The sequence below is a fragment of the Hyphomicrobium sp. 802 genome (assembly GCF_000526135.1).
In the GTDB taxonomy this organism is placed as follows: Bacteria; Pseudomonadota; Alphaproteobacteria; order Rhizobiales; family Hyphomicrobiaceae; genus Hyphomicrobium_B.
Genome location: NZ_JAFM01000001.1, coordinates 106415 through 118743, shown reverse-complemented (window position 1 = coordinate 118743; position 12329 = coordinate 106415). Strand labels below are relative to the sequence as shown.

Here is a 12329-nt window from a genome sequence, read left to right as displayed (position 1 = left end):
TTGTGCCCTCTTGAAAGCTCTCGCCTGTGCTTGCATGTGTCGCCAAAGGGGCGATGCGCGCACATCGCGCAAGGCGGGAGCAATATGTACATTCGCGACACATTGGACGGTTACGGGCTTATTTCGCGCCTGTTTCATTGGCTTATGGCCGTTGCGATCGTCGCCATGTTCGCCCTCGGCCTCTGGATGGTCGGACTCGACTACTACAGCCCCTATTACAATTCTGCGCCCGACATTCATCGCAGCCTTGGAATGGTTCTATTATTTGCGCTGATCGTTCGTCTGATCTGGCGCATGGTCAATTCGAAGCCCTCCGACGCCGAGCTTTCGCCGCTTGAGCGAAAAGCGTCGTTCGCGGTCCATTGGGGCTTCTACCTGCTGTTGTTCGCGTTGCTGATCAGCGGTTACCTGATCTCGACGGCGGATGGCGCGCCCGTCAGCGTCTTCGGCTGGTTCGACGTGCCCGCAATTACGAAGCTGCCCGGCCTCGAAACGCCCGCCGGCAATATACATCGCATTCTCGCGTATGCCGTCATTGTGCTCGCCGTCATTCATGCGATCGCGGCATTGAAGCATCACATCATCGACAGAAGCGAGATCCTGACCCGCATGTGGTCCGGCCCAAAGAGTTCATCACGCACCTTAGAAAAGGGAAATTAGCAATGAAGGTCAAATACGCAGCGTTCGCCGTATCGTTGGCGGCGGTTGTGATGTCTACCCCGGCGATGGCTGCCGACTACAAGATCGACACCGACAATGCTCACGCATCGATCACGTTCAAGGTCAACCATCTGGGCTTCAGCTGGATCATCGGCCGCTTCGACAAATTCTCCGGTACGTTCGCGTTCGACGACAAGAACCCCGACGCCTCGAAAGTGAAAGTCGATATCGACACCACCAGTGTCGATACAAACCTTGCTCTGCGTGACAAGCATCTGCGTGGCGCCGACCTTCTCGACACCGACAAATATCCGACTGCCACGTTTGAAAGCACAAGCATCAAATCGACAGGCCCGAACAAGGCAACCGTCACCGGCAATCTCACGCTGCACGGCACCAGCAAGGAAGTCGTGATCGATGCCGAGCACGTCGGCGGCGGCAAGGATCCCTGGGGTGGCTATCGCGATGGTTTCACTGGCACGACGAAAATCACGCTTGCCGACTTCGGTATCCTGCGCAATCTCGGCCCCGCAACGAAGGACGTCGAGTTGATCCTCAACATTGAAGGCATTCGTCAGTAACGGCGAAATCTACCAATGGAAGACGGCGGCGCCGCCGGTCAATCCCGCGCCCGCCGCCGTCATCAACACGACGTCGCCCTGCTTGTAGGGCCGCGCTTCGGCCGTCGCCGACAGCGTAAACGGTATCGTCGCGGCCGAGCTGTTGCCGAAGTTCTCGATTGTCGAACGCAGACGGTCCGGCGGAATGTCGAGTTGGTGCGCAATGGTGGTCATCATCCGCGCGTTGGCTTGATGCGGAATAAGGTCCGTCACCGCCGACGGCGCGAGCCCCGCTTTTGCAAGCGAACGTTCGGCGCAGTCCGTCATGATCGCGACGGCGCCCTGATAGACGGCTTTGCCGTCCTCCATCACCATTAGGACGTCTTTCGGATCCGTAATCTGGGAAAACGGCATCCTGCTGCCGCCGCCCGGAATCTTGATCAGATCGTAGTGCTGACCTTTCGACGCGAGATGCGCGCCGATAATTCCAGCATCGCGACGCTCGGTCGGCGCCAGCAAGACCGCGCCGGCCGCATCCGCGAACAGCACGCTACTGCCCCGATCGCTTTCATTGATGCGGCGGGAAAGAATATTCGCCGCGATGACGAGCACCGGAATACCCTGCGTGCGCACGAAACTATCGGCAAGCGTCAACGCGTAGAGAAAACCCGCACATGCGCCCGCCATGTCGATTGCACCCGCATTCGAAAGCCTGAGGCGATGCGCGACAAGCGGCGCTGACGGCGGCAGCAAATGATCGGGTGTTGACGTCGCAAGCAGCAGCAGCCCGACGTCGTCGCGCGACATGCCGGACCGCGCCAGGGCCATCTCGCCAGCTTTGACCGCAATATCAGAGAGCGCTTCGCCCTCGGCTGCGTATCGCCGCGCGTCGATTCCGGTGCGCCGCTTGATCCAGCCCGCTTCGAGACCGAGCCTCGCTTCGATCTGGCGGTTCGGCACGACGCGCTCCGGCGCATAATGCCCGTGCCCGACGATGGCGACTCCGCTCATGCCAGCACCTCGTCAACGGCGTCGCTAAGGACGTTGTAGACGAACCGAAGATCATCCTTCGTCGTGCAATAGGGAGGCATGATATAGACCGTAGAGCCAAGCGGCCGAAGCAGAACGCCGCGCTCCAGTAATCGCGCTCTGAGCTTCAAGGCAACGTCAGCCAGATAGCCGGGTTGAAGGTCAGCAAGCTCAAACGCCGAAATCGTCCCGAGTTGCCGCAAGTTCGCAAAGCGCGGATCGGTTTGCAGTTCGTTGAGACACAAAGCCTGTTTTTGAGAGAGTGCAAGGATGCGCTCCAGCACGGGCTCGGTCCGCCAGATATCGAGATTGGCCGCCGCCGCGGCGCAGGCGATCGGATTGGCCGTGTATGAACTAGAATGAAAAAACGTCCGCGACCGATCTTTCGAAAGATGCGCGTCATAAATCGCATCAGTTGAGAGCGTCACGGCAAGCGGGATTGAGCCGCCTGTCAGCCCCTTTGCGACGCACAGGATGTCCGGCGCGATGCCGGCCTGTTCGCACGCGAAAACGGTGCCGGTGCGCCCGAAGCACGTCATGACTTCGTCGGCAATGAACAGCACGTCGTGTGCTTTGCAGATGCAATGCATCTCGTTCAGAGTGTCGGCGTCATAGAACAACATCCCGCCCGCGCCGAGCACCAGAGGCTCACAGATAAAGGCCGCCACGTCGCCTTTGCGGCATGCAATCTCGAGCGCATCGAACGTCGGCTGCGCGTGATGCGGTTTCGGATAGGGAATGCGGCCGACCTCGAATAAAAGTGGCTCGTAGGCAGCGTTGAACACTCCGCGCGCCCCCGCCGACATCGTGCCGATGGTATCGCCGTGATAGCCGTGCTCAAGCGCCAGAATACGCGTGCGCTTGGCGCCGATATTTTTCCAGTAGCCGAGCGCCATTTTCAGCGCCACCTCAACCGACGTTGAGCCGCTGTCGGAAAAGAAAACGTGCGACAGCCCCGGCGGCACGATTTTCAACAATCCCGCCGCGACGGCCTCCGCGGGCGCGTGCGTGAAGCCCGCGAAAATTACCTGATCCAGCACCTCCGCCTGCTCTCGCATTGCCGCGATGATTTTCTGATGCCGGTGCCCGTGCGTGATGACCCACCACGACGACACGCCGTCGAAGATCCGTTGCCCATCGTCGGCTTCGAGCCACGCGCCTTCAGCGGCCCGAATGCGGCGCATATCGGGTTCGAGCGCATGTTGCGTAAACGGATGCCAGATCGGTGACGTAGTCATGGGCCGACCGCCCCGATGTCGAGGACGTCGGCAACGGAGAAATTCTCGGCGAATGCGCGTTGCAGGCTGTGGGCATCGAGCTTGGCAAGCCGCGGGAGGCGGCCCAGGCGCCGAACGCCTCCGAATGAAGTGATCGCTTGTTCGCTATTGCTATTCGCATCGCCGATGAATGCGACGCCTAGAATAGGAATCGCTCGGCGCTTCAACGCTTCGATCGACAACAACGAATGGTTGATCGTGCCGAGTTTTGTCGATGCGCACAGGATCACCGGAAGACGCCACTGCGCCAAAAGATCGACCTGCAGAAGTCGGCGCGTCAGCGGCACCATCAATCCGCCCGCTGTCTCGACGACGAGCGGAGTCGGCAGCCCAAATGGCGATAGCTGCCGGGCATCAATCTCGACGCCATCGATTTCGGCGGCGAAATGCGGCGATGCGGGCGTGTTCAGCCGATAGACTTCCGGCAGGATGTGCGACTGCGCGAGATCGGTCACGCGGCTGACGACATCGGAATCCGTCTCACCTTGAAGGCCCGACTGCACCGGCTTCCAGTAATAGCCGTCGAGCGCGCTCGTCAGCGCCGCGGAAAAAACGGTCTTGCCGACATCCGTGTCGGTGCCGGCGACGACGATGCGGATGGTCATGCTGCATTCTCCGCTTCAGCCGCCGCGAGATCGTCGATGAGGCGCGTAATTTCAAGCTCGGAAACATTGAGCGTAATCGTGAGTCGAAGCCGTGACGTGCCTTCCGGCACGGTCGGCGGACGGATCGCGCGGATGTCGTAACCCCTGGTCTTCATCGCTGTCGCAAGCGCCATCGCCGTGCCGTCGCTGCCGATGATAAGTGGCTGGATCTGCGAGCCGGAAGCCGCAAAGCGCGTTTTCGTCGTCAGTTCCCGCGCGGCAAACGCGACGAGATCGTGCAAGCGCTGGCGCCGCAGCGGATCGTTGCGGCAAATGTTGAGCGCCGCGCGCACGGCGGCAGCCATCAGCGGCGACGGTGCCGTCGCGTAAACAAAGGCTCTACCGCGATTGACCAGAAAATCGCGGATAGTGCGCGGCGCAATCACAAGCGCGCCCATCGCGCCCAACGCCTTTCCGCATGTATGCACCGTGACGACGTTTTCGCGGCCTTCGAGATCGGCGGCGAGGCCGCGCCCATCCGGACCGAGCACGCCCGTGGCATGTGCTTCGTCGACGATCAGCATCGCCTCATGACGATCCGCGATTGTCGCGAGTTCCGCTATCGGCGCGCGATCACCGTCCATGCTGTAGAGGCTCTCGATCGCAATCCACGGCTGCCCGGTGCCGCCGGTCGCGCGCCATGCCGTGATCGCGTCGTCAACACCTTGCGCATCGTTATGGCGCACGGCCTTTGCCTCAGCCTTCGACAGCCGCATGCCTTCATGCGCGCTGGCGTGGATCAACTCATCGTAGACGATGAGATCGCCGCGTGCAGGCAACGTCGAAAAAAGCGCGGTATTGGCAATGAAGCCGCCACCGAAATAAAGCGCGGTCTCGCCGCCGAAGAAGTGCGCCGCTTCCTGCTCTAAAAGCTCGTGCTCAGCATGATTGCCGCGCAACAGACGCGATCCGCCCGAGCCGACCGGAACGCCACGCGCAATCGCCCCTTCGATGGCGTCGGCAAGCGCGCGCGATTGCGCCAAGCCGAGATAATCGTTCGACGTGAAATCCAGTCCGTGCGCCGGTTCGAGCGTTCTCAGACGCCCACGGCGGGAGAGCGCGTCGAGCGCACGCTCATGATTGCCTGGCATCCTGATGTCCCGCGCACGTCGCGGGCTCGTGCTCCGGAGACGTGTCGATATCGAGTTCAAGCGCCGAAAGCCCGAGCTTGGCGAAAAGTTTGCCGTCTTTGTCTTCGCCGGGATTGTCGGCGGTCAGCAGCGTTTCGCCGACGAAGATCGAGTTTGCACCCGCAAAAAAACATAACGCCTGCATCTCATCGCTCATGTCGGTGCGCCCGGCCGAGAGACGGACGAACGACTTCGGCATCATGATGCGGGCGACCGCGATGGTGCGCACGAAATCGATCGGATCGATCTGCTTGGTATCTTCGAGCGGCGTTCCCGGAATGGCGATCAGCATGTTGATCGGCACGCTCTCGGGATGTTCGTCGAGATTGGCGAGCGTCACCAGCATGTCGACGCGGTCCTGGCGCTCTTCGCCCATGCCGACGATGCCGCCCGAGCAAACCTTCATGCCCGCATCACGAACGCGCGCGAGTGTGTCTAGCCGGTCGGCGTAAGTGCGCGTCGTAATCACCTTGCTGTAATAGGCTTCCGACGTATCGACGTTGTGATTGTAGTAGTCGAGGCCCGCGTCGCGTAGCTTGACGATGTCGTCATCCGTCAGCATGCCGAGCGTCATGCATGTTTCCATGCCGAGCGCTTTGACGCCTTCGACCATCGCCACGACGACGTCCATGTCGCGGCTCTTGGGGCTGCGCCATGCCGCGCCCATGCAATAGCGCGTCGCGCCCGCGGCCTTGGCTTTCTTCGCTTCCGAAATAACCCGCTCGACTTCCATCAGCTTTGAGGCCTTGAGGCCGGTCTTGTGATGGGCCGACTGGCTGCAGTACCCGCAGTCTTCCGCGCAGCCACCGGTCTTGATCGACAGCAGGCGGCTCATCTGGACTTTATTGGGATCGAACGATGTCCGGTGGACACTTTGGGCGCGGAAGAGCAAATCCATGAATGGCAGCTCGTAGAGCGCCAGCGCTTCTTCACTCGTCCAATCGTGACGGATTGCGGGACCGGCGCGGTTGGCAGCGCGCACGGACGGATCGAGTCGGGCAACGGTCGAGGTCATTCAGGCGTGATCTCCGTAGGGCGTACTGCCCTATCGGAAGATGTTTGCACCGCTTCCGGCCTGTCTCGCAACCGTCAAAATGCCTCTCTGATCGGCGAACTGCGCCGGAAAAGGGCAAGCATCGGTTCGGTGGTTAATTTAGCTCGTCCGGAGGCGTGGGCAGAATGCCGAACGGCACGCCATCTTCTGCAAGCTCCTGGGCCTCTTCGAGCGTCGAGCTGCCGCGGATTTGGCGCTCTTCTGTCTCTCCGAAGTGCATTTTACGGGCTTCTTCGGCGAACCGCGGCCCGACGTCCTCAGTATTGGCAATAATCTTCTGAGCGAAGGCCCTGAGCGCCTCGCGCACCGCAGCGCCGTTGCCGCCACCCCCGGCAGCCGCTGGACTGGCGTCTTGCGTCGATTGTGCTGGGAGCGCCGCACGCTTGGTGACGACCGAAGGCGCCATCGGCAGCTTGCTGACTTCGATCGAACCGCAGTGCGGACACGCGATTTCACCCGAGCGAGACTGCGCGTCGAAGTCAGCGCTGGCGCGAAACCAGCTCTCGAACTCGTGCCCGGAGGCACATCCTAGAAGATATTTGATCACTGCTCGTGTACCAGGTGCGGCGATTTCGAAGGTGTCGCGACGACGACATCGAAATCGCGGTCATGCATCAACGACGGAATTTTCCGCCGGATCTGATCCGCGTAGGCGGCGTCGATATCCGCAGTAATGACCTGGGGATCGACGCCCGCTTCCGCAAGGATTTCGCCCCACGGTGAGATGATAAGGCTATGGCCGAACGTCTCCCGGCCATTCTCATGCAAGCCGCCCTGGCCCGCCGCCAGAACGAACGTGCCCGTCTCTATAGCGCGCGCTTGCAAAAGGGTGTGCCAGTGAGCTTCGCCGGTGGTCCGCGTGAAGGCGGCTGGTCCGGCGATGAACTTAGCCCCGGCCTTGGCGAGAGCCCGATGCAGCGCCGGAAAGCGTAAATCGTAGCAAATCGTCAGGCCGAGGCGGCCCCACGGCAGATCCGCCAGCATGGCGCTCGGACCCGCTTGATAGTTCGCGCTTTCGCTATAGATCTCGCCGCCGCCGAGGTCGACGTCGAACATATGGATCTTGTCGTAGCGCGCCGCGACGTTGCCGTCCGGCGCAATAAGATAGGACCGGTTCGCCAATCGTCCCTCGGCAACCTTGACCGCCATCGAGCCGATGTGCAGCCAGATCTTCTGCTTACGGGCAGCGTCGGTGAAAGCCTGAAGGGAAGGGTTGCTCTGCTCTGGCTTCGTCTCGGCCATCAGGCGCGGCTGGTCGAGTTCCATCAGCGTCGTGCATTCCGGCGTCTGGATGTAGACCGCGCCTTTGCTGGCCGCTTCTTTGATGAGCGAGACGGCGTCAGTGACGTTGCGTCCGACGTCACGGCCCGCCCGCATCTGGACGAGCGCCGCGCGAAAAGCCGTCTTGGACCCGGATGCCATCTCAGGACGCCGTCAGCAGCGTATCAAGCCGGCCCGATCTATCGAGATCGTAAAGGTCGTCGCAGCCGCCGACGTGCACGTCGCCGATCCAGATTTGAGGGACTGTCCGCCGGCCACCCGAGCGCGAGGTCAGCTCCGCGCGTAGATCGCTCCGTCCAGTCAGGTCGACCTCTTCGAAGGCCGCGCCTTTGCGACGCAACAAATCCTTCGCCATATGGCAAAAACAGCAATTTCCAGCCGTGTAGACCGTCACCTTCGGCATTGCTCGGCGCCTCTCACTACGCCATTAGAAATCATTCGAATCAAAAGTAGCGCGTTCGCGAGGTCATGCAACCTTGCTTTGCAGTTTTGCGCCGCTGTGCCGCGCCTATGTCACGCCCTTTGCAGTTTCAGGAATATCATTCTGAAACAATAGCAAGTGCGAGGACATCCACGCGCCGTGCACCGGCACGTCTGAGGGCAATTGCGGCGGCTGAAGCCGTCGCGCCGCTCGTGATCACATCGTCGATCAGAACTATGGCTTTTCCGGACACGTTCGGCAATTCGTTGGCGGGAACACGGAAAACACCTGACACATTTTTAAGGCGTTGCGCCCGGGTTAGTCCAACCTGGTGTCCCGTCGAGCGGCGGCGGACGAGTGCGAAAGGATTAACCGGCTTGCCCGCGCGCCGGCCTGTTTCCGCGGCCAGAATTTGCGCCTGGTTGAACCGCCGCGACAGCAGCCGCCAGCGCGCGAGTGGCACGGGTATCAACACGTCGGCGTCCGCCAGCAACTCTTCGCCCGCCACCGCCAGCCAGCGTCCGAACAGCCGCCGCGCGTTATGGCTGTCGTGGAATTTGAAACCATGAATCAACAGCCGCATCAGCCCGTCGAAGCGGGCAACGGCCCGCGCCCTGTCGTAGTCTGGCGGATCGGCGATGGCAGCCGCCGAAAGCATCGGTCCGCCGGTGTCTATTGCCAGTGGTACTCCGAGCCTGTCGCACAGCGGCGGCCGGATGAACGCGACCTGCCGCCAGCATGATGGACACAGGGCATCGTGGTCCATAATGCGCGTCTGGCAGCCAAGGCACAGTGGCGGCAGCAGAACATCGAGAGCGGAGCGTCCGAGGTGCTTCAGACCACGTGCGAACGCCCAGTGACCGGCGTGGCGCGATGTCTCCGAGGAGTCCTCATATGCAACCGGCTGACTATTCGACATTGCACAACTCTAGCCCAACGCGCTAACGCGGGCGAGAGGAACCCGGCCGCCGTTCTCGTGACGCCGCGGAAAGAGACAAAATGGCTGTAGCGCCCCGCATTTTCGACCGGACTTTGCTCCGCGCCCGCCGCGATCGAATCGCCAGGATGCGCGCCGACCAGCCGCTTCCCGATTTTCTGCTGGAACGCGTCGCCGACGACTTTGCCGAACGCCTCGTCTTCGTGCGCCGGGAGTTCCCTGTGGCCGCCAGCCTAGGGGCCTATCATGGACTGTTGGCGGCGCGGCTCCGGCAGCTTCCAACGATCGGCCGGATCGTCGATGTCGAACCGGCCAACGATGCTCTTTCGCGCGGGAAAGACTGGAAGGTCGTCGCTGACGAGGAAGCATTGCCGTTCGCTCCAGCCGCTCTCGATCTCGTCGTCTCCGGGCTGTCACTGCAATTCGTCAACGATCTGCCGGGCGTGCTTGTCCAGATCAATCGCGCCCTGAAGCCGGATGGCCTGTTTCTCGGTGCGCTGCTCGGTGGCGAAACGCTGAAGGAGCTGCGTGAAGCCTGGATTTTGGCGGAAGACGAGGTGCTCGGCGGCGCTTCTCCCCGGGTCGCGCCGTTTGCCGATGTCCGTGACCTGGGCGGCCTGCTTCAACGCGCGGGGTTCGCGTTGCCTGTCGCCGACAACGACATCATCGAGGTGACGTACGCGTCGCCGCTAGCGCTGATGCAGGAACTCAAAACCATGGCCGCCAGCAATCCGTTGGCCGAACGTCGTCGCGCCCCCGTAACGCGAAGCCTGCTCTTGCGCGCAGCCGAGATTTATCAGGACCGCTTCGGCCTGCCGAATGGCCGTGTCTCGGCGACCTTCGAGATTGTCACGCTCACGGGCTGGGTGCCGCACGAAAGCCAGCAGAAGCCGCTGCAACCTGGCTCAGCCAAAGTCAGCCTAGCCGATGTCCTGAAATCTCGGCCAAAAGATCCCGGAGCCACGGAATAAGGGGCTCATCTGCGGGCGGCATCGGATAGCGGCTCAGTTCGATGCCGCGAACCCATTTGATCGTTTGACCTTCGCGCGGGCAGATCTCACCGTCCCATGTGCGGCAGAGATAAAGCGGCATCAACAGGTGAAATTTCTCGTAGGCGTGGCTCGCGAAGTTGAACGGCGCAAGGCACGGCCGGCACAGCTCAATATCAAGTTCTTCTTTGAGTTCGCGGCAGAGCGCATCCTCGGGCGTTTCTCCTGCCTCGACCTTGCCGCCGGGAAACTCCCACAGTCCGGCCATTGACTTGCCCTCGGGGCGCTGGGCGAGCAGCACGCGATTATCGTCGTCGATGAGCGCGACGGCCGCAACGAGCAACAGGGGATTCATCATGCCTGCTGCCTGAGCAGATAGGCGACCTCTTCGAGCCGTGTCACGCCGCGCTTCTTGAGGTTGTCGCTGGCTGCGAGCCCATCGCGCACTTCGAGAACGTCGATGTCGTACAGCTTGCCGTAAAGCGCACGCACCTCGTCCTGAGCTACGGCAAACGGCGGACCTTTGATCTCGCCTTCAGGATATTCGATGGAGATCACGAAAATTGCAGCCTCTGGCGGCAGCACGCTCGTGAGCTTTTCTGCGTACTGCGGCCGCATCTCGGGCGGCAGTGCAATCATCGCGGCGCGGTCATAGCAAACGGCAACGCCGCGAAGGGCATCCGCGGGCAGAGCGAAGAAATCACCCTGATAGATCGTGTAAGGGCCTGCCTCGAAAACATGAAACGGTCCGCTGGCCGTGACCGCGGGTGTCAGTCCGCACTCTTTGAAAAAGTCGCGGACCGCAAGTTCGGAAAGCTCCGCACCAATGACTTTGTGACCCTGCTCGGCAAGCCAAACCATGTCGCGCGTCTTGCCGGAAAGCGGCACGAACACGATGCTCCCCTTCGGCAACGACAGCCCCGGCCAGAACTGCTGCAGCTGGGCATGAATATGGGGTTGGTGAAACCCGATCTCGCCGCGCTGCCAGCGCTCTTCCCAGAAGCTGTGTTCCATCGCGTGATCGGTCCTTTCATCCCATGTCACGGTCAGGCTTGCCCTGCTCCGTGATTCCCCTAGCTGCGGTAGTCGGCGTTGATCGACACGTATTCGTGCGTCAGATCGCACGTCCAAACGCGGGCCGCTGCCTTGCCGACGCCGACGTCGGCGCGAATGACGATCTCGGCGTTCTTCATGTAGGCCGCAACCGTCTTTTCGTCATACTCTTCGGCGCGTTCGCCGTCGCGTGCGACGCAATGCGGACCAAACCAAATGGTCAGTTTATCGCGGTCGGCTGCCTCACCCGATTTGCCGACCGCCATCACGACCCGGCCCCAGTTCGGGTCCTCGCCCGCAATCGCGGTCTTGAGGATAGGCGAGTTGGCACAAGCCAGTGCAATGGTCCGCGCCGCATGCCACGACTTCGCGCCGGTAATCTCGAACGTCACGAACTTCGAGACGCCCTCGCCGTCCTTCGCCACCTGGATCGCGAGATCGCGCATCAAATCGTGAAGCGCTTCCGAAAACGCCTGCAGCTTTTTCGAGTTCGCCTTCGTCACGGGCTTCTGCCCGCGTGTCTCTGCGGCGCCCGTCGCAAACATCAGGCAGGTGTCGCTGGTCGACGTATCGCCATCGACCGTCATGCAGTTGAACGTCGTCTGGACATGCTCGGCCAGGAGTTCCTGCAATGCATCGGAAGAAATGGCGGCATCCGTGAAAATGAAGCACAGCATCGTCGCCATGTCGGGCGCGATCATGCCGGCACCCTTGCAGAAGCCGTTGATCGTCACCTCGACGTCGCCGATGAGCGCGGTCCGCATCGCGAGTTTCGGAAAGGTGTCCGTCGTCATGATCGCGCGCGCCGCCGCCTCGAAAGCGTCAGGCTCGGCGCGCTTTGCAAGATCGGCGAGAAGATGCGCGAATTTTTCCGCATCCAGCGGTTCGCCGATGACGCCTGTCGACGCAACGAAAACCTCGTGCGGCTTGCATACGACCGCGTCGGCGGCATGCGTGACGGTGATATCTACCGCCTCGGCGCCCTTCTTGCCGGTGAAGGCGTTGGCATTGCCAGAGTTGACGACCAGCGCCCGCGCTGTGCCTTTCTTCAGGTGTTTGCGGCAGGCTAGGACCGGCGCTGACGCCGTTTTCGATTGCGTCAGAACGCCCGCGACCGAGGTCCCCTCAGCGAGCACCGTGAGCAGGAGGTCGGTGCGATTTTTATAGCGAATGCCGGCTTCGGCGGTCGCAAACGCGACGCCCTCGATGACAGGCAGTTTTGCAAGACTTGCGGGCGCGAACGGGGAAACGCTCGTGACTTTGCCCATGAGGGAACCTCCAGCTGAGTAAGAGG

Annotated in this window: 15 protein-coding genes and 1 pseudogene; 3 read left to right on the top strand and 13 right to left on the bottom strand. The window is 61.6% G+C overall.

The features are described 5' to 3' along the window. The first annotated feature begins 84 nt into the window (after nt 1-84). On the top strand, nt 85-660 hold the full coding sequence (locus HYP802_RS0100565) for a cytochrome b (RefSeq protein ID WP_013950041.1): 576 nt from the start codon (nt 85-87) through the stop codon (nt 658-660). A 2-nt stretch (nt 661-662) separates the two neighbouring features. Beyond that, the gene (locus HYP802_RS0100560; protein ID WP_013950040.1) at nt 663-1241 is read left to right on the top strand and encodes a YceI family protein; all 579 of its coding nucleotides are present in this window, start codon (nt 663-665) and stop codon (nt 1239-1241) included. Between the two features lie 9 nt (nt 1242-1250). Here HYP802_RS0100560 and HYP802_RS0100555 read toward each other — a convergent pair whose 3' ends face one another. The 10 genes and pseudogenes from HYP802_RS0100555 to HYP802_RS24080 form a co-directional block, all read right to left on the bottom strand. Further along, nucleotides 1251-2231, bottom strand: coding sequence for a beta-ketoacyl-ACP synthase III (locus HYP802_RS0100555; RefSeq protein ID WP_013950039.1), 981 nt, complete (start codon nt 2229-2231; stop codon nt 1251-1253). Further along, complete coding sequence (locus HYP802_RS0100550) at nt 2228-3487, bottom strand: adenosylmethionine--8-amino-7-oxononanoate transaminase (protein WP_013950038.1); 1260 nt, start codon at nt 3485-3487, stop codon at nt 2228-2230. Before HYP802_RS0100550 ends, HYP802_RS0100555 begins: the two co-directional genes overlap by 4 nt. Then, on the bottom strand, nt 3484-4131 hold the full coding sequence (gene bioD / locus HYP802_RS0100545; protein ID WP_013950037.1) for a dethiobiotin synthase: 648 nt from the start codon (nt 4129-4131) through the stop codon (nt 3484-3486). Before bioD ends, HYP802_RS0100550 begins: the two co-directional genes overlap by 4 nt. Then, nucleotides 4128-5261: an 8-amino-7-oxononanoate synthase gene (locus tag HYP802_RS0100540; RefSeq protein WP_013950036.1), complete on the bottom strand. Its 1134-nt coding sequence runs from the start codon at nt 5259-5261 to the stop codon at nt 4128-4130. Before HYP802_RS0100540 ends, bioD begins: the two co-directional genes overlap by 4 nt. Then, nucleotides 5245-6315, bottom strand: coding sequence for a biotin synthase BioB (bioB, locus tag HYP802_RS0100535; RefSeq protein ID WP_013950035.1), 1071 nt, complete (start codon nt 6313-6315; stop codon nt 5245-5247). The genes HYP802_RS0100540 and bioB overlap by 17 nt, the downstream gene beginning before the upstream one ends. A 133-nt stretch (nt 6316-6448) precedes the next feature. Further along, on the bottom strand, nt 6449-6901 hold the full coding sequence (locus tag HYP802_RS0100530; protein WP_013950034.1) for a DUF1178 family protein: 453 nt from the start codon (nt 6899-6901) through the stop codon (nt 6449-6451). Further along, entirely contained in the window at nt 6898-7776 is an 879-nt protein-coding gene (locus HYP802_RS0100525; protein ID WP_013950033.1) for a carbon-nitrogen hydrolase family protein, read from the bottom strand. The genes HYP802_RS0100530 and HYP802_RS0100525 overlap by 4 nt, the downstream gene beginning before the upstream one ends. A gap of 1 nt (nt 7777) precedes the next feature. Beyond that, entirely contained in the window at nt 7778-8038 is a 261-nt protein-coding gene (gene grxC, locus HYP802_RS0100520) for a glutaredoxin 3 (RefSeq protein ID WP_013950032.1), read from the bottom strand. Between the two features lie 136 nt (nt 8039-8174). Continuing rightward, nucleotides 8175-8714 carry a ComF family protein gene (locus tag HYP802_RS0100515; RefSeq protein WP_244421071.1) on the bottom strand — a complete coding sequence of 180 codons (540 nt, stop codon included), beginning with the start codon at nt 8712-8714 and terminating at the stop codon, nt 8175-8177. 30 nt (nt 8715-8744) lie between these two features. Next, a pseudogene (locus tag HYP802_RS24080) lies at nt 8745-8975 on the bottom strand (double zinc ribbon domain-containing protein); the annotation flags it as partial. Between the two features lie 80 nt (nt 8976-9055). Between HYP802_RS24080 and HYP802_RS0100510 the strand changes: the two are divergent. Beyond that, a complete protein-coding gene (locus HYP802_RS0100510) occupies nt 9056-9964 on the top strand; it encodes a methyltransferase domain-containing protein (protein ID WP_013950030.1) in 909 nt (302 codons plus the stop codon). On the opposite strand, the gene mutT is transcribed toward HYP802_RS0100510, so the two are convergent. The 3 genes from mutT to argJ are packed head-to-tail and all read right to left on the bottom strand — an operon-like array spanning nt 9909 to nt 12303. Next, nucleotides 9909-10340, bottom strand: coding sequence for an 8-oxo-dGTP diphosphatase MutT (gene mutT / locus HYP802_RS0100505; RefSeq protein WP_013950029.1), 432 nt, complete (start codon nt 10338-10340; stop codon nt 9909-9911). The genes HYP802_RS0100510 and mutT overlap by 56 nt on opposite strands. Further along, nucleotides 10337-10996, bottom strand: coding sequence for a thiopurine S-methyltransferase (locus HYP802_RS0100500; RefSeq protein WP_013950028.1), 660 nt, complete (start codon nt 10994-10996; stop codon nt 10337-10339). Before HYP802_RS0100500 ends, mutT begins: the two co-directional genes overlap by 4 nt. A 59-nt stretch (nt 10997-11055) precedes the next feature. Continuing rightward, nucleotides 11056-12303 carry a bifunctional glutamate N-acetyltransferase/amino-acid acetyltransferase ArgJ gene (gene argJ, locus HYP802_RS0100495; RefSeq protein WP_013950027.1) on the bottom strand — a complete coding sequence of 416 codons (1248 nt, stop codon included), beginning with the start codon at nt 12301-12303 and terminating at the stop codon, nt 11056-11058. Nucleotides 12304-12329 lie beyond the last annotated feature (26 nt).

What these genes read in the sequence shown, in the direction of transcription:
- HYP802_RS0100540 (WP_013950036.1), bottom strand. Translation starts at nt 5,261, where the DNA reads ATGCCAGGCAATCATGAGCGTGCGCTCGACGCGCTCTCCCGCCGTGGG.
- bioD (WP_013950037.1), bottom strand. Translation starts at nt 4,131, where the DNA reads ATGACCATCCGCATCGTCGTCGCCGGCACCGACACGGATGTCGGCAAG.
- mutT (WP_013950029.1), bottom strand. Translation starts at nt 10,340, where the DNA reads ATGATGAATCCCCTGTTGCTCGTTGCGGCCGTCGCGCTCATCGACGAC.
- HYP802_RS0100550 (WP_013950038.1), bottom strand. Translation starts at nt 3,487, where the DNA reads ATGACTACGTCACCGATCTGGCATCCGTTTACGCAACATGCGCTCGAA.
- argJ (WP_013950027.1), bottom strand. Translation starts at nt 12,303, where the DNA reads ATGGGCAAAGTCACGAGCGTTTCCCCGTTCGCGCCCGCAAGTCTTGCA.
- grxC (WP_013950032.1), bottom strand. Translation starts at nt 8,038, where the DNA reads ATGCCGAAGGTGACGGTCTACACGGCTGGAAATTGCTGTTTTTGCCAT.
- HYP802_RS0100500 (WP_013950028.1), bottom strand. Translation starts at nt 10,996, where the DNA reads ATGGAACACAGCTTCTGGGAAGAGCGCTGGCAGCGCGGCGAGATCGGG.
- HYP802_RS0100565 (WP_013950041.1), top strand. Translation starts at nt 85, where the DNA reads ATGTACATTCGCGACACATTGGACGGTTACGGGCTTATTTCGCGCCTG.
- HYP802_RS0100510 (WP_013950030.1), top strand. Translation starts at nt 9,056, where the DNA reads ATGGCTGTAGCGCCCCGCATTTTCGACCGGACTTTGCTCCGCGCCCGC.
- HYP802_RS0100560 (WP_013950040.1), top strand. Translation starts at nt 663, where the DNA reads ATGAAGGTCAAATACGCAGCGTTCGCCGTATCGTTGGCGGCGGTTGTG.
- HYP802_RS0100555 (WP_013950039.1), bottom strand. Translation starts at nt 2,231, where the DNA reads ATGAGCGGAGTCGCCATCGTCGGGCACGGGCATTATGCGCCGGAGCGC.
- HYP802_RS0100525 (WP_013950033.1), bottom strand. Translation starts at nt 7,776, where the DNA reads ATGGCATCCGGGTCCAAGACGGCTTTTCGCGCGGCGCTCGTCCAGATG.
- HYP802_RS0100515 (WP_244421071.1), bottom strand. Translation starts at nt 8,714, where the DNA reads ATGCTTTCGGCGGCTGCCATCGCCGATCCGCCAGACTACGACAGGGCG.
- bioB (WP_013950035.1), bottom strand. Translation starts at nt 6,315, where the DNA reads ATGACCTCGACCGTTGCCCGACTCGATCCGTCCGTGCGCGCTGCCAAC.